The 18,296-nt window shown below is 70.7% G+C and carries 14 protein-coding genes; 3 read left to right on the top strand and 11 right to left on the bottom strand.

The annotated features are described in order from the left end of the window. Window positions 1-52 precede the first annotated feature (52 nt). The 4 genes from GL325_RS11510 to GL325_RS11495 all read right to left on the bottom strand — a co-directional run bounded on the left by GL325_RS11510 (window position 53) and on the right by GL325_RS11495 (window position 6,859). A complete protein-coding gene (locus GL325_RS11510; RefSeq protein WP_154597283.1) occupies window positions 53-1,624 on the bottom strand; it encodes a protein kinase family protein in 1,572 nt (523 codons plus the stop codon). A 75-nt stretch (window positions 1,625-1,699) separates the two neighbouring features. Further along, window positions 1,700-3,343, bottom strand: coding sequence for a murein biosynthesis integral membrane protein MurJ (murJ, locus tag GL325_RS11505; protein ID WP_187769659.1), 1,644 nt, complete (start codon window positions 3,341-3,343; stop codon window positions 1,700-1,702). Continuing rightward, on the bottom strand, window positions 3,336-5,390 hold the full coding sequence (locus GL325_RS11500) for a DUF6049 family protein (RefSeq protein ID WP_154597285.1): 2,055 nt from the start codon (window positions 5,388-5,390) through the stop codon (window positions 3,336-3,338). The genes murJ and GL325_RS11500 overlap by 8 nt, the downstream gene beginning before the upstream one ends. A 44-nt stretch (window positions 5,391-5,434) precedes the next feature. After that, on the bottom strand, window positions 5,435-6,859 hold the full coding sequence (locus GL325_RS11495) for a CCA tRNA nucleotidyltransferase (RefSeq protein ID WP_255956122.1): 1,425 nt from the start codon (window positions 6,857-6,859) through the stop codon (window positions 5,435-5,437). Window positions 6,860-7,011: 152 nt separating this feature from the next. Here GL325_RS11495 and GL325_RS11490 point away from each other — a divergent pair, with 152 nt between their 5' ends. Both GL325_RS11490 and GL325_RS11485 read left to right on the top strand, forming a co-directional pair. Continuing rightward, on the top strand, window positions 7,012-8,172 hold the full coding sequence (locus tag GL325_RS11490; RefSeq protein ID WP_255499531.1) for an FAD-binding oxidoreductase: 1,161 nt from the start codon (window positions 7,012-7,014) through the stop codon (window positions 8,170-8,172). Window positions 8,173-8,271: 99 nt separating this feature from the next. Beyond that, window positions 8,272-9,840 (top strand): ABC-F family ATP-binding cassette domain-containing protein, encoded by a 1,569-nt coding sequence (locus GL325_RS11485; protein WP_187769658.1) that lies wholly within the window; start codon window positions 8,272-8,274, stop codon window positions 9,838-9,840. A gap of 58 nt (window positions 9,841-9,898) precedes the next feature. On the opposite strand, the gene GL325_RS11480 is transcribed toward GL325_RS11485, so the two are convergent. The 6 genes from GL325_RS11480 to GL325_RS11455 all read right to left on the bottom strand — a co-directional run bounded on the left by GL325_RS11480 (window position 9,899) and on the right by GL325_RS11455 (window position 16,794). Further along, window positions 9,899-11,197: an ABC transporter substrate-binding protein gene (locus GL325_RS11480; RefSeq protein WP_230081692.1), complete on the bottom strand. Its 1,299-nt coding sequence runs from the start codon at window positions 11,195-11,197 to the stop codon at window positions 9,899-9,901. A gap of 66 nt (window positions 11,198-11,263) precedes the next feature. After that, window positions 11,264-12,403, bottom strand: a complete 1,140-nt coding sequence (locus GL325_RS11475) for a branched-chain amino acid ABC transporter permease (RefSeq protein ID WP_154597288.1) — start codon at window positions 12,401-12,403, stop codon at window positions 11,264-11,266. Next, a complete protein-coding gene (locus tag GL325_RS11470) occupies window positions 12,400-13,296 on the bottom strand; it encodes a branched-chain amino acid ABC transporter permease (protein ID WP_154597289.1) in 897 nt (298 codons plus the stop codon). The genes GL325_RS11475 and GL325_RS11470 overlap by 4 nt, the downstream gene beginning before the upstream one ends. Then, complete coding sequence (locus GL325_RS11465; protein ID WP_154597290.1) at window positions 13,293-15,164, bottom strand: long-chain fatty acid--CoA ligase; 1,872 nt, start codon at window positions 15,162-15,164, stop codon at window positions 13,293-13,295. The genes GL325_RS11470 and GL325_RS11465 overlap by 4 nt, the downstream gene beginning before the upstream one ends. Then, on the bottom strand, window positions 15,161-15,967 hold the full coding sequence (locus GL325_RS11460) for an ABC transporter ATP-binding protein (protein ID WP_187411623.1): 807 nt from the start codon (window positions 15,965-15,967) through the stop codon (window positions 15,161-15,163). Before GL325_RS11460 ends, GL325_RS11465 begins: the two co-directional genes overlap by 4 nt. A gap of 47 nt (window positions 15,968-16,014) precedes the next feature. Then, window positions 16,015-16,794: an ABC transporter ATP-binding protein gene (locus tag GL325_RS11455; RefSeq protein WP_154597292.1), complete on the bottom strand. Its 780-nt coding sequence runs from the start codon at window positions 16,792-16,794 to the stop codon at window positions 16,015-16,017. Between the two features lie 148 nt (window positions 16,795-16,942). Here GL325_RS11455 and GL325_RS11450 point away from each other — a divergent pair, with 148 nt between their 5' ends. Further along, entirely contained in the window at window positions 16,943-17,527 is a 585-nt protein-coding gene (locus tag GL325_RS11450) for a TetR/AcrR family transcriptional regulator (protein ID WP_154597293.1), read from the top strand. 12 nt (window positions 17,528-17,539) lie between these two features. Here the strand turns inward: GL325_RS11450 and ppgK are convergent, their stop codons facing one another. Further along, complete coding sequence (ppgK, locus tag GL325_RS11445) at window positions 17,540-18,289, bottom strand: polyphosphate--glucose phosphotransferase (protein ID WP_154597294.1); 750 nt, start codon at window positions 18,287-18,289, stop codon at window positions 17,540-17,542. Between the last annotated feature and the right edge of the window lie 7 nt (window positions 18,290-18,296).

Here is an 18,296-nt window from a genome sequence, read left to right as displayed (position 1 = left end):
CACGTGGTGCAACGGATTCTAGGTGCTGGATGTTCCCGCACGGCGGTGTCAGTCATCGGCCGCGCACGATCACGCTGCGGATCTCGCCGCGGAACTCCCCGGGCTCGACCTGCGGCAGCGAGCGCAGCCACACCACCACGAACCGGGTGCGGTCGTCGCGGGGCATCGCGATGGAGAGGTCCTCGGTGGCACCGTTGAGCGTGGAGACCTCACGCAGGTCGTCCAGGGAACGGGGCAGGGTGGTCATCGTCGCCGGCGCGGTCAGGATCGACAGGTCGGTCGGGCTGCCGCCCAGACGCAACCGCACCTGCTCGACCTGACGGACGGCGCCGAGGTCCAGGATGAGCCCCACCCCGTCCTTGAGGCCACCCAGATCCGCCCGCCCGTAGTACGTGCTGGTGCGCCAGCCGGTGTTCGGGTCGTCGTCGATGGCGGCCCCGGTCTGGTCGGGACTCTCGGCACCGTCGCTGCCCTGGGGATCGAAGTCGACGACCCGCTCGACGGGCAGGACGCGCACCGGCGCATCCGGCGCGGACTGCGCATAGGGGTCGCCCTCGCGTCCGGACTCACGGCCCACGAGGAACGCCAGCACGCCGGACAGCACGATCGCGGTGACCAGGCCCAGCAGGATCAGGGCGCGATCACCGTGGGTCATCGCCTGCATGCGCGTGGCGAATCGCTCGCGACGCGTGGGCGGCTTCGGGGCGAAGGCCTTGGGCCGGCGCCGCGGCGGCTCGAGCCCAGGCGGCGGCCCGGACGGCTCGACGACGGGGTCCATCCGCAGCAGGTCGGGCGAGGTCACGTCGTACCCGAGCGGCTCGTCGAAGAGGTCCTCGTCGCCCTCCGCCGCCTGGTAGAGCACCCGGGCGATCTCGTCGGCGGTCGTCAGGGCGTCGTGCGGGTGGCGTGCGGGCTCGAGGATCCGGTCGCAGATGTCGTCGAGCTCACGCAGCACGCCGGCGCGCACCTGACGCGGGCGCAGGAGGTGGCCGTGCACCGTGGGCGCGGCCCGCAGGCCGTCGACGTGGCCCCCGGGCCAGCGGCTGACCAGGCAGGCGTAGAGCAGCTTGCCCAGGGCGTTCACGTCCGCGGCGCGGTAGGCCTCCATGTCGTCGGCCGAGTCCTGGTGCTCCACCGGAGCGAGCGCCGTGGCGACGCCGAGGCCGACGATGCGGACGGCGCCGGACTCCTTCAGCAGGACCTGGTGCGGCGTCAGCCGGCGGTGCACCAGCCCGCGGTCGTGGGCATGTGCGATCGACTCCGCGACCTCGGCGACGACCGTGGCGGCACGCCGGTTCGGCAGGGGCGACTGGGCCAGCACGCGGCTCAGCGGCATCGCCTTCGCCCACTCGCGAACGACGACGTGGACCCCGTCCTCGTCCTGCAGCAGGTCCAGGACACGCAGGAACCGGTGGTCCGTCACGCTGGTCGAGCGCCGGGCCGCCTGCAGGAAGTTCTCGCCGCGCGGATCGTCGGCGGGCAGCATCTCGACGCGCACGTTGCGGTGCAGGATGCGGTCGACGGCGCGCCAGTTCGAGGCGCCGAGGCTCTCACTGACCAGATCGGCGAGCTCGTACCGCGAGGCGAGAACGTCGCCGGAGACGTGGGGCCTCCGGTCACTCATCGGTCCTCAGTCCTCCTCGGCACGCAACGGGCGGTGCTGCCCACCTCATCGTACGGGGGTCGTGTCGGCGCCGGGTCAGTTGCGCCGCAGCACACTGGTGACCACGTACCGCAGTTCCTCGACCCGCAGCAGACGTGCCATGAGAACCGTGGTGGCCGCGCCGAGCAGGCCGACGACCACGAGCTCGCCCATCGCCGAGAGGGGCGAGAGCGCGCCGCTGTCGACGAAGTGGCCCCAGCCCCACCGGCCGGCCAGCATGACGGCGGCCGCGGCCGCGCACACGAGGGCCAGCCGCGCGACGAACCGGACCGTCTCGGGATCGGCGAGCGTGCCGATCCGCCGCGACAGGACCGTGGCGGAGATCGCCAGGCCGAGCGTGTAGGCCAGCCCGTAGGCCAGCGCGAGCCGCGTGGAGACCTCGATCGGGGCCGCCCCGGTGGTCAGCAGGACGGCCAGGACGATGTTGCCCGCGGCGATGGCGACCTGGATGAAGAACGGGGTGCGCGTGTCCTCGAGCGCGTAGAAGCCCCGCAGGACCACATAGTGCAGGCTGAACATCACCAGCGCGAGCGCGAACGCCGAGATCGTCATGCCGATCGCATCGGTGTTGGCGCGCGCCGCACCGAAGCCGGCCACGACGGAGGCCAGCGGCAGGCCCAGGCACGCGACGGCGACGGCGATCGGGGCGATGAGCATCAGGGCCAGGCGCAGCGTCCGGGTCAGCTCGAGGCGCATCCGGCCGAAGTCCCTCTCGGCGGCGCGCGCGGCGAGCGTGGGGATGATCGCGGTGGCCAGCGACACGGTGATGACACCGTGCGGCACCTGGCTGATCAGGAAGCCGACGTCGTAGACCACCTGGCCGGCACTGTCGACGCCACGCCTGCGGCCCTCGATGTCGGCGCCGGAGGCGAGCCGCACGATGACGAAGAACGAGATCTGGTTGACGACGATGAACGCCAGCGTCCAGGCCCCGAGCTTGAGGGTGTGGCTCAGGCCCACCCCGCGGAAGTCGAACCGCGGGCGGTACCGGAAGCCCACCTGGCGCAGGAACGGGACCAGGACCAGGGCCTGCACCGCGATGCCGAGGGTGGAGCCCAGGCCCAGCAGCCAGGCCTCGCCCGAGCTGAAGCCGTCGCCGGCGCCCGGCTGAGCGACGCCGAAGACGACGGCGTACGTCCCCAGCACCCCCAGCGCCACCAGGTTGTTGACGATCGGCGCCCACATCATCGGGCCGAACCGTTGGCGGGAGTTGAGGATCTGCCCCACCAGGACGAACGCGCCGTAGAAGAAGACCTGCGGCATGCACAGCAGCATCAACAGCTGCGCGGACTCGCGTTGGCGGGTGAGCTCCTCGGTGAACAGCTCGGCGCCGAAGAGCATCCGGACCAGCAGCGGCACGGCGATCATCAGCGCGATCGTCGCGACGCCGAGCACGAGCAGGCCCAGCGTGACGATGCGGTTGGCGTACGCCTCGCCGCCGTCGGGGTCGTTCTTCATCGCGCGGACGAGCTGCGGGACCAGGACGACGTTGAAGATGCCGCCGGCGACCAGGATGTACAGCGAGTTCGGGATCGAGTTGGAGACGTTGAAGATCGAGCCGTTCAGGGCGCTGCCGATGACGGCCAGCAGCACCAGCGAGCGCAACAGCCCGGTCACGCGCGAGACGATCGTCCCCAGCGCCATCCACGCACTGGACCGCGCCAGGTTCGGATCACTCATCGTCGTCCTCGGGGGTCGCGGGGGTGTCGGCTGCCTCGCTGCGCCGACGACGACGGCCGAGGAAGCGCCGCGCCCACGTCGCCACGACGAGCAGGCCGGCGGCGGCCATCGCGGCCCACACGATGAGTCCGACGTTGCTCGACCGGATGTTGAAGTCGGCCGGGGTGCCGAAGGTGGCGCCCGAGTCGGTGGACAGACGGGCGGTGACCGTGCTGGAGGTCTGGTCCTCCAGGTCCACCTCGACGGTGAAGGTGTGGCGCTCGCCGGCGTCGATCTCGACGGGCTCGACGTCGTCGAGGTCCAGCGCCGGGTTGTCCGCGGACAGGTCCAGGCCGACGAGCACCGGCTGCTTCGTCCCGTTGGAGATCGTCAGCGGGAAGCCGCCGCGGCTGCTCGAGAGTGTGATGGTGGACGGGCTGTCGATCGTGATGGCGTCGAGGGCGGACGTCAGCTTGGACGTCTCTCCGCGCACGGCACGGTCCAGCAGGGCCGGTTCGGACCGCCACCGCACCGACATCAGGCTCGCGATGTCGCGCGCCTGGTCCGAGCGCTGGGCGGGGACGGTGACCTCGTCGTAGCGGTCGGCGATGTCCGAGAGCGTCGCCAGGCGATCGAGCACGCTGGCGCTCAGTGACGTGGTGTCGACCTCCTCGGGGACGCGGCCCGAGTACGAGGTCGGCGCGGTGCGCAGCAGGTCGGTGGCCGTCACGGGGCGCGTCAGTCCACCGCTGCCCCGCTGCGTGACGGCCTGGCCGATGACCGCGCCGCCGCCCGCGCCGGGGTTCCAGCTGGGGTCGACGATGGTCAGCGCGTCGGCCCGGGACGCCGCGTCGCTCTCGCGCGAGAGCGTGCCCAGGGCCGCGTGCGCCAGGACGCGCTGGCGCAGGGTCACGGGGGTCTCGGCGCCCGGGATGTCGGGGAGGGTGCCGTTGACCAGCAGCGGCAGGGGGCCGTTGAGCGTCTCGAGCTTGACGACCGAACCGAGGCGCGGCTCCCAGTCGGGCACGCTCTCGCGGGACACGAGGACCGGGCCGTCTCCGCGACTGCGGATGTCCTCGAGCATCTCCAGGGTCGTGCCCGAGATCGTCGGCCACGAGGCCCGCGAGCCGGTCAGCGCGTAGTCGACCAGCGACTGCGACGTCGCCTCGTCGACCCGCTTCCACAGCGTCTCGGCGTTCTCGGGGTAGCGGCTCAGGGCCAGCTCGTCGGGGCGGGCGTAGCCCACGATCCAGGTGGTGGAGTCCAGGGCCAGCTCACGCAGGTCGGAGATCCACGCCTTCACGGCGGCGCCGCGCGACTCGGGGATGTCCACACCCTCGGGCAGGTTCTGGGGGCGGGTGACCCGGTTCAGCTCGTCGAGCAGCGAGGGATCCAGCACGATCGTGCGGCCCTCGCGGGGGGTCGCCCGGGCGGCGTCGAGGTAGTGACGCAGCTGGCCGGACTCGGCCGAGATCGCGATCTGCTCGAGGTCGGTCTCGGCGGGCCGCCAGGTCGGGGTGAACGGCCACACGAGTCCGGCCGGCACGGGCTGGGCGGGATCGGGGACCCACGGCAGGAAGGTCGTCGCGCGCGAGACCGCGTCATTGGACCGCTGGCCCGCCGCGTCCGTGGCCAGGATCTGGACGCCGACCGGGTACACGCCACCCGGGCCGGCCAGGCCCAACCGGGACACGGGGACCTTGATCTCGAAGCGCTTCCACGCGCCCGGTGCGAGGTCGCCGACCTCGGCGAACGTGCCGGCCTCGACGACGCGCTCGCCGGTGTACGAACGGCCGTCCTCGATCGCGGTCTCGATCTGCTCACGCGATTCGAAGGGACTGCGCGGGATCACCAGGTACGCCTGCACCGAGGTCCAGGGCGTGGAGCCGGTGTTGCGGACGATGCCGCTCATCTGGATCGTGGCGTCCGCGGACAGCCGTGAGGGGCTCAGTCCGTCGATGCGGACGGACAGCGATCCGGCGTCGTCTGCGGTCGCCGTGGAGGTCGGGGCACCCACGAGCAGCGACACCGCGACCACGACGGCAGTGAGCCACGCGCGGATCGACACCACGTCATCGTAGTGGGCGCGGTCGCGGAACCGGGCCCGACGACTCAGCGGGCGGCCCACCAGGACCGCAGCGCCTCGATCGCCTGCTCCTCGGGCAGCGGTCCGCGGTCCATCCGCAGGTCCAGCAGGAAGCGGTACGCCTCGCCCACCTCGCGGCCCGGTCCGATGCCCAGGACCTCCATGATCCGGTTGCCGTCGAGGTCGGGCCGGATGGACTGCAGCTCCTCCTGGGCGGCGAGCTGGGAGATGCGGGTCTCGAGATCGTCGTAGGTGCGCTGCAGCCGCAGCGCCTTGCGCTGGTTGCGCGTGGTGCTGTCGGCACGGGTCAGGATGTGCAGACGCTCGAGCTGGTCGCCGGCGTCGCGCACGTAGCGGCGCACCGCCGAGTCGGTCCACTCGCCGGTGCCGTAGCCGTGGAACCGCAGGTGGAGCTCGACCAGCGTCGCGACGTCGTCGGTGATGTCGTTGGGGTACCGCAGCGCCCGCATCCGCTTGCGCACCAGCTTGGCGCCGACGACGTCGTGGTGGTGGAACGTGACGGTGCCGTCGTCCTGGAAGCGCCGGGTGCGGGGCTTGCCGATGTCGTGCAGGAGGGCCGCCAGCCGGATCGTCAGGTCGGGGCGCTCGTCGAGGCGGTGCTCGAGGTCGATCGCCTGCTCGAGCACGGTCAGCGAGTGCTCGTAGACGTCCTTGTGACGGTGGTGCTCGTCGCGCTCGAGCTGCAGGGCCGGCAGCTCGGGCAGCACCCGCTCGGCCAGACCGGTGTCGACCAGGACGCGCAGGCCGTCGACCGGGTGGTCCGAGAGCAGCAGCTTGTTGAGCTCGTCGCGCACGCGCTCGGCCGAGACGATCTCGATGCGGTCGGCCATCGCCGTCATCGCCTCGGCGACATCGGGCGCCGTGATGAAGCCGAGCTGGCCCACGAACCGGGCGGCGCGCATCATCCGCAGCGGGTCGTCCCCGAACGAGATGGCAGGGCCGATCGGGGTGCGGATCGTGCGGTCGGCGAGGTCGTCGATGCCGCCGTGGACGTCGACGAACTCCAGGTCCGGCAGTCGCACGGCCATCGCGTTGACGGTGAAGTCGCGCCGAGCGAGGTCGTCGTTCAGGTTGTCGCCGAAGGCGACGACCGGCTTGCGGGAGTCGGGGTCGTACTCATCGGCGCGGTAGGTGGTGATCTCGAGCGTCTCGTGGCCCTTGCGCAGCGCGATGGTGCCGAAGTCGCGTCCCACGTCCCACGTGGCGTCGGCCCAGCCCTTGACCGCCTGCTCGATCTGGTCGGGCGTGGCCGAGGTGGTGAAGTCCAGGTCGGTGACCCGGCGGCCCAGCAGCGCGTCGCGCACGGGCCCGCCGACGAGGGCGATCTCGTGTCCGGCCTCGGCGAAACGGGCACCCAGCTCGGTCAGCACCGGGTGGGTGCGGCGCAACTCGTCGAGTCGCGCCCTCTCGTGCGGGGTCAGTTCGGCCACAAGGGTCGAGTCTATCGGGCACCGCGACGACGGCGGTCGCGCGCGGCGAGCCCTCGCGAGGCGAATCCCCGGCGCCAAACCCTCGACCCGCGCCGTCCCCGCCTCGATGATGGAGCTGCGCCCCGATCCGGCACCGGCGCGAGGAGGAGCAGATGGGCAACATGGCCGTGCCGCCCCGGGCGGACGTCGTGGTCGTCGGTGGCGGCGTCATGGGACTGAGCACGGCCTTCCACCTGGCGGCCGCCGGCGTCGAGCGCGTTGTTCTGGTCGAGCGGGACGCGCTGGGCGCGGGGTCGACCTGCAAGGCGGCCGGAGGCGTGCGGTCCCTGTTCTCCGACGAGATCAACATCCGGCTCGGCCAGCGCGGACTCGAGACCTTCGAGCGCTTCGGCGCCGATTTCGACCAGGAGATCGACCTGCACCAGGTCGGCTACCTGTTGCTCGCCCAGGACACCGCGACGATGGAGGCGTTCGAGCGCAACGCCGAGCTCATGACGGCTCTGGGACTTCAGGCCCGCCTCGTGGACGTCGCCGAAGCGGCACGACTCTCGCCGCTGATCAGCACGGAGGGACTCGTCGGCGGCCTGCTCTCGCCCCGCGACGGCCACTGCACCCCGGAGTCCGTCGTCCAGGGTTACGCCCGGGCGGCCCGGCGCGCCGGCGCCACCGTCCACACCGGGACGCGCGTCACCGGGATCGAGGTCGAGGACGGTGCCGTCACTGCGGTGCAGACCTCACGAGGCACCATCACCACCGACACGGTCGTGTGCGCGGCCGGCGCCTGGTCGCGCGAGGTCGGCACGTGGGTCGGCGAGGACCTGCCCATCGAGCCCTTGCGCCGCCAAATCGTCGTCACCGAGCCCGTGCCCGAGGCGCGAGCGGACACGCCGTTCACGATCGACTTCGCCACGGGCTTCTACTTCCACGCCGAAGGGCCGGGGCTGCTGATGGGCGCGCCGGAGTCGACGGACTCCTGGAGCTTCGACGTGAGCCGGGACCCGGCGTGGCTGGACGACCTCGCCACCTGCATGCAGCGGCGTGTGCCGTCGCTCGCCGACGTCGGAATCCGGACCGGCTGGGCGGGCCTGTACGAGATGACGCCCGACCACAACGCGGTGATCGGCCGGTCCGAGACGGTCGACGGCTTCCTCTACGCCGCGGGATTCTCGGGGCACGGCTTCCTCATGGGCCCGGCGGTGGGCGAGGTCATGCGCGACCTGTACCTCGGCAAGCGACCGTTCGTCGACGTTGCGCCGTTGCACGCCTCCCGCTTCGCGGCCGATGCCGGCCGACCCGAGCTCAACGTCATCTGACGGCCCTCGTTCGGTGGCGCCGCCGGATCCGGCGGTCGTAGGCTGGCGACATGGAGAACTGAGATCCCGCCACGCCCACCCGCGACCCGGAGATCTCTCATGTCCTGCTCCCTCACTCTCTCCCATGCCTCGTTCGTGCTGCCCGAGGGCCGCACGCTGCTCGAGGACCTCACGTTCTCGCTCGGTCCCGGCCGCCACGGCGTGGTCGGCGACAACGGCAGCGGCAAGTCCACGCTGCTGCGTCTCCTGACGGGCGCGCTGCCGCCCACGACCGGCACCGTCCAGGTGCACGGACGGCTCGCGCACCTGCAGCAGACCCGCGCTCCCGGCGCTGCCACGGTCGCCGACGTCCTGGGCGTCACGCCGGCGTTGGCCGCGCTGGGCCGGATCGAGGCGGGCTCGGTCGACCCTGCCGACTACGAGCTGATCGGCGACGACTGGGACCTGCCCGACCGCGTCGAGCGCTGGCTGGATCGGGTGGGCCTCGCGGGCCTGGAGACCACCCGCCCCATCGAGGCGGTCTCGGGCGGCGAGGCGACGCTGTTGCGCCTGGCCGGGCTGATGCTCGCCGATCCGGAGGTCCTCCTGCTCGACGAGCCCACGAACGACCTCGACCGGCCGGCGCGGCACCGCCTGGAGCAGATCGTGGACGACTTCACGGGCGTGCTGGTCGTCGTCAGCCACGACCGCGGGCTGCTCGAGCACATGCAGCACATCGGCGAGGTCCGCTGCAGGCAGGTGCGCTGGTTCGGAGGTCCGTTCAGTGCGTGGGCGCGGTCCGTCGAGCTCGAGCAGGACGCAGCCCACCGCGCCGTGTCGGCGGCGCGGGCCGACGTGAGACGTCAGCGCCAGGACCTCGTCGACCAGCAGACCAAGCAGGCCCACCGGGACCGGCAGGGCCGGGCGAACGCCGGCAGCCTGCCCAAGATCGTGGCCGGCGCGTACCAGCGCCGGGCCGAGGTCAGCGCCGGACGCCTGCGGGGGATGCACGAGGACCGCCTGGCAGCCTCGCGCTCCGCACTGGAGTCGGCGCAGGATCGGGTGCGCGACGACCGGCGCATCCGTGTCGACCTGCCCGACACACGAGTACCGGCCCGGCGCGAGGTGCTGCGCGCGGTCGGCGTGGTCCCCGCCCACGGGACCGACCGGCCGTTCGACCTCGACCTGCGTGGACCCGAGCGGATCGCGCTGGTCGGGCGCAACGGCGCCGGCAAGTCGTCGCTGCTGCGCGCCCTGCTCGGCCTGCAGGCCCCGCGGGCGGGCCGCGTCGAGGTGCACGTGCCGTGGCGGTACCTGCCGCAGGGCGTGGACCTGCTCGACCCCGGACTCTCGGTGCTCGAGAACGTCCGGCGGGCGGTACCCGGTGCCGATCCCGCGCGGGTGCGCGCGCAGCTGGCCCGGTTCCTGTTCCGTGGCGGATCGGTGGACCAGGTCACGGGGACGTTGTCGGGCGGCGAGCGCTGGCGGGCGACCCTGGCCAGCCTGCTGCTGGCCACCCCTGCGCCGCAGTTGCTGGTGCTGGACGAGCCGACCAACGACCTCGACCTGGCCAGCATCGCCCACCTCGCGGAGGCGCTGGAGTCCTATCGAGGCGCCCTGCTGGTGGTCAGTCACGACGAGTCGTTCCTGGCCGACCTCGATCTCGACCGCACCCTCACCGTGCCGTGACGGTCCCGGGCACGCGAAAGGGGCCGGCCCCAGCGGGCCGGCCCCTCTCAGCTGTGCGTCAGCCCTGCAGGGCGAAGCAGGGCTCGGTGTAGTCGTAGCCCTCGGCCGTCGGTCCGGCCGCCATCTCCTTGGTGATCGAGACGCCGGTGGGCGCCTTCGGGTCGACCTTGGAGATGACGCTCTGGCGCCACGCCACCTCGTTCGGCTCGCCGTTCTTGTTGAACGACTCGTCGGGCAGCATGCCCTCGTAGTCGACGCTCTCGAGCTCGGACGCCGCCTTGACGACGTTCTCGCGCGTGACGCCGCCGTCCATGTCGGCCGCCGACTTCAGTGCCGCCAGCAGCGGGTACTCCCACACCCAACCGGCGGTGTAGCCGTCGCTGGGCGACTCGACGTCGGCCAGCGCCTTGCGCATGGCGTCGTGACCGGGCGAGTCGGTGCCCCACGGGCCCCACGGGCCGGCCTGGAAGTACATGGCCTGGAGCGCCGGAGCGGCCTCGGTCTTCAGCAGCGCCGGGTTCCACGTCGGGCTGGAGCCGACGACGGTGCCCTTCCAGCCCTGGGCGGCCGCGCCACCGAGGATCGTGGCCATCTCGGCCGGACCGGTCGTGATGTAGAGCAGGTCGGGCTTCTGCTTCAGCACCGCCGCGACCGCGCCGGCCTGGTTGTCCTGACCGGTGGCGGTCTCGACGGACGCGAAGTCGAGGTTGTTCGCCTTGGCGGCGGCCTCGACACCCGCGGCCGCGTCTCCGCCGTAGTCGTTCGGGTAGTGGATCGCCAGGACCTTCTGCTTGACGCCGCGCTCCTGCACCGCCCAGTCGACGCCGTTCATGGCCTCGAAGCAGTAGCTGGCACCGGACTGCATGATCTGATCCTCGAAGTCCCACGCCGAGTTCCACGACGCCGGAACGCCGATGACGTTGTCGGCCTTCATGTCCTCCAGGATCGCCAGGGTCTGCGAGGAGCCGAGCGTCTGGCCGAGCGCCAGGATGTCGTTGCGCATCTCCTGGTACTTCTTGTTGTGGATCTCGGGGTTGTACTCGGCATCGGCGATGTACTTCTCGATGTTGACGTCGTAGCCGCCCACGCCGCCGTCCTCGTTGACCTTGTTCCAGAACGCCTTCTGAGCCTCGGTGATCGGCACCGCGAGCGGCGCGAACGGGCCCTTGGTGAGGTCGGAGATCACGCCGAGGTAGATGCAGCCGTTGTCCTTGTTCACCGCGTCGGGACACGCCTCCTCGGTGATGCCCGGTCCGGCACTGCTCTCTTCGTCACCGCCGCTGCGGCAGCCCGTCAGTACGAGGGCCGCCACCGCCGCACCGGCGACCACGCGGGTCAGCCTTCGGTGTTGCTTCATCTTCATTTCCTCCTGGGGGGTGGTTCGACGATGCGGTCGCACCGTCAGCGGCCTCGCGGCCGGGGTCTAGTAGGAGAAGGGCCAGCCCTTCCAGTAGTTCCGGATCCGGGTCCAGATCCCGAACAGTCCTCGTGGCTCGAAGATCAGGAAGCCCATGATCAGCAGGCCGTAGAGGATCGCCTCGAGCTGGAACACGGTCAGCAGACCTTCGGGCACGTAGTGCGCGATGAACTGGCTGATCCGCGGCAACAGCGCGATGAACAGGGCGCCCATGATCGATCCGCTGATCGTGGCCACGCCGCCGATCAGCACCATCGCGAGGTACTGGATCGACAGCAGCAGGCTGAACGCGCCGGGCTCGAAGACGCCGATCACGGCGTAGTAGAGGGCGCCGGTGACGCCGGCGAAGAACGAGGACATCGCGAACGCCATGACCTTGTACTTGGTCAGGTCGACGCCGATGACCGCCGCGGCGACGTCGCGGTCGCGCACGGCCCCGAACGCCCGGCCCACGCCGGAGCGGGCGATGTTGCGGCCCAGGATCGCGAAGACGATGAGGAAGGCCAGCGCCAGGAAGAACTGCGCCTGGCCGCGGGTCAGGCCCGAGATGGGCTCCATCGAGGCGAAGTCGATGCCGAACAGCTCGAGCTCGGCGCCGCGGCGACCCACGCCGGGACCGCCGGTGATGGTGCGGGCCTCGCGGAAGATGTGGTCGCCCAGGAACACCAGGCCCAGGGTGACGATCGCGAGGTAGAGCCCGCGCAGCCGCACGGCCAGCGGGCCCACGATCAGACCGGCGACGGCCGCGACGACGCCGGCGGCCGGCAGCCAGATCCACATCGGCAGCCCGTAGCCGAGCATCGCGCCGTCGGGATCGCCGCCGAGGACGGCGCCGGTGTAGGCGCCCACGCCGATGAAGAAGGCGTGGCCCAGCGAGACCTGTCCGGCGTAGCCGGTGACGAGGTTGAGGCCGATGGCGCCGACGGCCGAGATCATGCCGAGCGCCAGCACCTGCAGCAGGTCGTCGGTGAGCAGGAACGGCACGACGAACGAGGCGATCACCAGGGCGACCACACCGCGGCGCTTGGCTCCGGTGTTGGCCAGCGTCAGGTCCTGGTCGTAGCTCGTGCGCAGCAGAGGGCGACCGCGGACGCCGGTCGACTTCCTGCCTCGGGTGGAGGGCGTGGTGCGCAGCAGGGTCGTCATACCCGCTCCACCTCCTTCGTGCCGAAGAGTCCATAGGGTTTGACCAGCAACACCAGGAACATCAGGGCGTAGGGCGCGACCAGGGCGAAGTTGTTGCCCAGCCAGGGGGCGACGTCCGGCTGGAAGACCGCGGTGATCGACTCGACGAGGCCGACCGCGAGGCCGCCGATCACGGCGCCGGGGATGCTGTCGAGGCCGCCGATGATGATCGCCGGCAGCGCCTTGAGCGCGATGATCCAGGTGTTCTGCTCCATGCCGGCGCCCGTGGCGGCCACGAACGTGCCGGCGATGGCAGCCAGCCCGCCCGCGATGGCCCAGGCCAGCGCGAACATCGTGCCGACCCGGATGCCCTGGGCCAGCGCCGTCTCCTGGTTCAGCGCGGTGGCCCGCATCGCCAGACCGGTCTTGGCGTACCGGAAGAACAGGGCCAGCGCGGCCACGGTCACCGCGGTGACGACGATGAGGCCCAGGCGCTGCTGGGAGATCGACAGGCCCCAGAACTCGAGGCGCTGGCTGCCGCTGGGGTAGGGCACCGAGCGCGGGTCCGGGCCCATGTACCGGTTCGCGAGGATGCGCAGCACGATGTCGACGCCGATCGTGATGATCGCCAGCGTGAACACCGGCTTGCCCACCATCGGCCGCAGCGCCAGGCGCTCGACGAGCATGCCCAGCAGTGCACCGAGCAGGACCGCGACGATCAGGGCGGGCCAGAAGGACATGCCCCACTCGCTCGTGGCGTGGTAGGCGAACAGGCCGCCACAGACCATCAGCGCCGGCTGGGCGAAGCTGATCACGTGCGTGGCCTTGTAGATCATCACGTAGCCCAGGGCCAGCAGGGCGTAGATCGATCCCTGGGCGAACCCGTTGAGGACGGACTGCAGGAACGTGGTCATGCCGACACCTCTTTGCTGGAGGCGACCCGGTCCGCGTCGGAGTAGAGGCCTTCGATCGCCTCGGCGAACCGCTCGCTGATCGCGGAGCGCTTGATCTTCTGCGTGGCCGTCAGCTCGCCCTGCTCGTGGTCGAGCTCCTTGGGCAGCATCGCGAAGCGCTTGATCGTCTCGACGCTGGCGAACTTGCGGTTCGTCTCGTCGACGATCGACTGCACCAGGGCGATGACCTCGGTCTTCTCGGACAGGTCGCGGTAGGTCGTGAACCCGAGCTTGCGCTCCTGGGCCCAGTTGCCGACCGTGTCGAGCTCGATCCCGATCAGGGCCGTCAGATACTTGCGACGGTCGCCGATCACGATCGCCTCCTTGATGTAGGGGGACGCCTTGAGGCTGTTCTCGATCTCGCTGGGGCTGATGTTCTTGCCGCCTGCGGTGATGATGATGTCCTTGATCCGGTCCGTGATCTTGATGTGCGTGCCGTCGACCCACTCACCGACGTCGCCGGTGTGCAGCCAGCCGTCGGGGTCGATCGTGCGAGCCGTCGCCTCGGGGTTGTTCCAGTAGCCGACGAACGTGCCGCGGTGGCGGGTGAGGATCTCGCCGGTCTCGGCGTCGATCCGGACCTCGGTGCCGATCTGGGGCTCGCCGACCGTGCCGACCCGCACCCGCCCGGCCATGTTCGCCGTGGCGATCGCGGAGTTCTCGGTCATGCCGTAGACCTCGTGCATGCGCACACCGATGCCCATGAAGAACTCGAGCACCTCCGGCGCGATCGGCGCCGCACCCGAGGCGGCGTAGCGAACCTTCGCCAGGCCGAGCCGCTCGCGCAGCGGCCGGTAGAGGCACACCCAGCCCAGGGCGTAGACCGCACGCGTGGCGGGGGTGTGGTTGCCCTGGTTGGCCACGAGCGTCTGGCCGATCCACGCCGCGCGCTTCATCCAGAAGTCGAAGTTCTTGCGCTTGAACCAGGAGGCGCCGCTCATGCGGATGTGGACGCCGGCGGCGATCTTCTCCCAGATGCGGGGCACGCCGAACAACAGCGTCGGCTGCACCTCGCGCAGCGCCTGCTGCACGGTCTCGATCGACTCGGCGAAGTTGACCTGCGAGCCGACGGCGGCGTTGAACCACGTCGTGAAGACGCGCTCGGCCACGTGGCACAGCGGCAGGTACGACACGACGAGGTCGCGGTCACCGGCCGGCGGGTCCACGAAGGCGCCGCCGCTCTGCAGCGTCTCGATGACGAACTCGATGTTCGAGATCGACAGCATCGCGCCCTTGGGCGGACCGGTCGTGCCGGACGTGTAGACCAAGGTGGCCAGGTCGTCGGGCTGGACCGCCTCGAGCCGCTCGGTGACGGCGTCGGGGTGATCCGTGCGGTGCTGCTCGCCCAGCGCGATGAAGTCGTCCCAGGCCATCAGTCGCGGGTCGTCGTACCGGCCGCGGATGCCGCGGGGGTCGATGTAGACGACGGTGCGCAGGTCGGGCAGCTCGTCGGCGATCTCGAGGTACTTGTCGACCTGCTCCTGGTCCTCGGCGATGAGGACGCACGACCCGGAGTCGCGCAGCACGTGCAGCACCTCGGGGGCCGGGTTGGTCGGGTAGAGGCCGACGGTCCCGGCGCGCACGGCGGTGATACCGATGTCGGAGTACAGCCATTCGCAGCGGTTCTCGCTGTGCACGGCGACCCGGTCGCCGGGCTCCACACCGAGCGCCAGCAGGGCGTGGCCGACGAGTGCGGCCCGTTCCCAGTAGTCGGCCCAGGTGACCTCTTCCCAGAGGCCGAGGTTCTTCTCGCGCATGGCCACCCGGTCGGGGGCGTCCTGAGCGCGCTGGCGGATGCGCAGCGGAAGGCTGTTCGTCGCGGTCGTCATGCCAGTTCCCCCTGCACCTCGGCGAGCGTGGCTTCGTCGACGGGTCCGAGGTAGGCCCGGATCACATCGGGGTGGGACTGGACCTCGTGCGGCGTCCCCGTGGCGACGGGCTTGCCGAAGTCCATCGCCATCACGCGGTCGGCCAGGTCCATCACGAGGCCCATGTCGTGTTCGACGAGGATCATCGGGATCCGCAGCTCGTTGCGGATGTCGAGGATGAACCGGGCCATGTCCTCGGTCTCCTCGCCGTTCATGCCGGCGACCGGCTCGTCGAGCAGCAGCAGCTTCGGCTCCATCGCCAGGGCGCGGCCCAGCTCGATGCGCTTCTGGATGCCGTACGGCAGCATGCCCACGGGCAGCTGGCGGTAGCCCTCGATCTCGAGGAAGTCGATGATCTCCTCGACGCGCCGGCGGTTGGCGACCTCGGCGCGCTTGGCCTTGCCGAACCACGCCACCGCGGCGGCCCAGCCGTAGCCCAGGTGGGCGTGCCGGCCGAGCATGAGGTTGTCGACCACGTCGAGGTTCTCGAACAGCTCGATGTTCTGGAACGTGCGAGCCATGCCGAGATTGGCGATCTGGTGCGGCCGCATGCCGCGGATGTCCGTGCCGGCGAACTCGACCGACCCCTGCTGGGGGCGGTAGACGCCCGACAGGACGTTGAAGATGGACGTCTTGCCGGCACCGTTCGGGCCGATGACGGCGAAGAGCTCGTTGTCGAAGACGTCGAAGTCGACGCCCTGGAGGGCCTTGACCCCCGAGAACGCGAGCTCGACTCCTCGCACGCTGACGACTGGTTCGGACACAGGACCCTCCGGGGCGGGGTGGTGTGGGTGGGCGACGGGGGAAGCGGTCACGAAAGCCAGCGCTTCCGTCGCTTGTAGTGCTTGATGTCGCGGTAGCTGGTGGCCAGGTCGCCACGGCCCAGGTAGAAGTCCCGGATGTCCTCGTCGTCGAGCAGTTCGGCGGCGGGACGGTCCATCACGATCTTCCCGTGCTCCATGACGTAGCCGTGTTGGGCGATCGAGAGCGCCATCGTGGCGTTCTGCTCGACCAGCAGCACGGTGGTCCCGCGCTCGTTGATCTGGACGATGATGTCCTTGATCTGCCCGACGATCCGCGGGGCCAGGCCCAGGCTGGGCTCGTCGAGCAGCAGGATCTCGGGCTGGGCGACCAGGGCGCGGCCCATGGCGAGCATCTGCTGCTCGCCGCCGGAGAGGTAACCGGCGGTGTTCTTGCGGCGTTCCTTCAGCACGGGAAAGAGCTCGTAGACCTCCTCGATCCCCTCGGCGAGACCGCCGCGGCGGGTGTGGCCGCCGACGCGCAGGTTCTCCTCGACGGTGAACTCGCTGAACACCCGTCGGCCCTCGAGCACCTGGCCCAGGCCCGCGGCCACGATCTTGGGCGCGTCGTATCCCTGGATGGGCGTGTCGCGCAGGCGTACCTCGCCCTTGGTGATCGCACCGTCGTGGATGTCGAGCAGGCCCGAGAGCGCTCGCAGCAACGTCGTCTTGCCGGCGCCGTTGGCACCCAGGAGAGCCACGATCTGGCCCTCCGGCACCGTCAGGCTCACGCCGCGCAGGACCAGGATGACGTCGTTGTAGACGACTTCCAGGTTCTTGACCGTCAGCAACCTTCACTCCCTCTGATCGACAGCAGCCCCTCGTGCGAAGGTGACGACATCCTCACATACCTTGTGAGGCAAGTCACTACCTATCTACACTCGGTGTGTCGAAAGTTGGAGCCGACCTCCTCTCGGCCACGATGGAGCGGTGGGAGCGATGGAGTACCGACAGACCGACGGGCGCATGCAGCGCAGCGAGCGCACGCGTGCGTCGATCGTGCAGGCGCACGCCGAGCTCCTGCGCGAGGGCGTTCTCAAGCCCACGGCCGCGCTGATCGCCGAGCGGGCGGGCGTGTCGCGCCGGACCCTGTGGTCGAACTTCCGCGACATGGAGAGCCTGCTGGGCGCCACCGTCGAGTACTGGTTCCGCACCGACGACGAGCTGCGCACCGAGATCGAGCCCGGGGCGCCGCTGGAGGACCGCATCGTGCGGTTCTGCGCCGAGCGCGAGCGCCGACTGGTCAACATCGCGCCGGCCGCCCGCGCGGCAGTGCTCGGCGAGCCCGACTACGAGGCGTTGCGCGCGAGCCGCCACGGGCACATCGCCCGGGTGCGCTCGGACGTGCAGAAGACCTTCGCACCCGAGCTGGCGGCCTCGACCGCGCCCGAGGTGCTGATCGACTCGCTCACCGCCGCCACCAGCTGGAACTGCTGGTCACTGATGTTCGACGACCACGGCTATCCCGCCGAGCGGTGCCGCCACATCATGGAGACGACGGTGCGGGCCCTGCTGGAGGGCTGAGCCCGCGCGTCCTCAGCCGCGCGCGCCGAGGGCCGCGGCGCCGATGATCCCGGCGTTGTTGCGGTGCTCGGCCGGCACGATGGGGGTGCGCAGGTCCAGCAGCGGCAGGAACTTCTCGCTGTTCTTGCTGACACCGCCGCCCACCACGAACAGGTCGGGCGACAGGATCCGCTCGAGGTGGCTGAAGTACACCTGCAGCCGCTCGGCCCACTCCTGCCAGGACAGGTCCTCGCGCTCGCGGGCGCTCGTGGCGCACCACTTCTCGGCGTTGGGGTGACCGGCGACCTCGAGGTGGCCGAACTCCGTGTTCGGGACGAGGGTGCCGCCGCTGATCAGCGCCGAGCCGATCCCGGTGCCGAGGGTGATCACGCAGACCAGACCCTCCTCCTCGCGCGCCGCCCCGTGGTCGTTCTCGGCGACGCCCGCGGCGTCGGCGTCGTTCACGACGTGGACCTCACGGCCCAGGACCTCGGTGAAGAGCGCGTCGACGTCGGTGTCGATCCAGGACTCGTCGATGTTGGCCGCCGACCGGGCGACGCCGCGCTGCACGACCGCCGGGATGGCGACGCCGATCCGGGGCACCTCCTCGGTGTCCGGAAAGTGCGCCACGATCTGCGCAGCCACCTCCGCGACGGCCCGCGGGGTCGCCGGCTGAGGAGTGGGGATGCGGAAACGGTCGCCCACGAGCCTGCCCGCGTCGAGATCGACCGGCGCGCCCTTCGTGCCGGTCCCGCCGATGTCGATGCCGAAGCCCATGACCATGGCAGCA

Source organism: Aeromicrobium sp. 636, assembly GCF_024433585.1.
In the GTDB taxonomy this organism is placed as follows: domain Bacteria; phylum Actinomycetota; class Actinomycetes; order Propionibacteriales; family Nocardioidaceae; genus Aeromicrobium; species Aeromicrobium senzhongii.
This window is presented reverse-complemented; position numbering and strand designations above follow the sequence as displayed.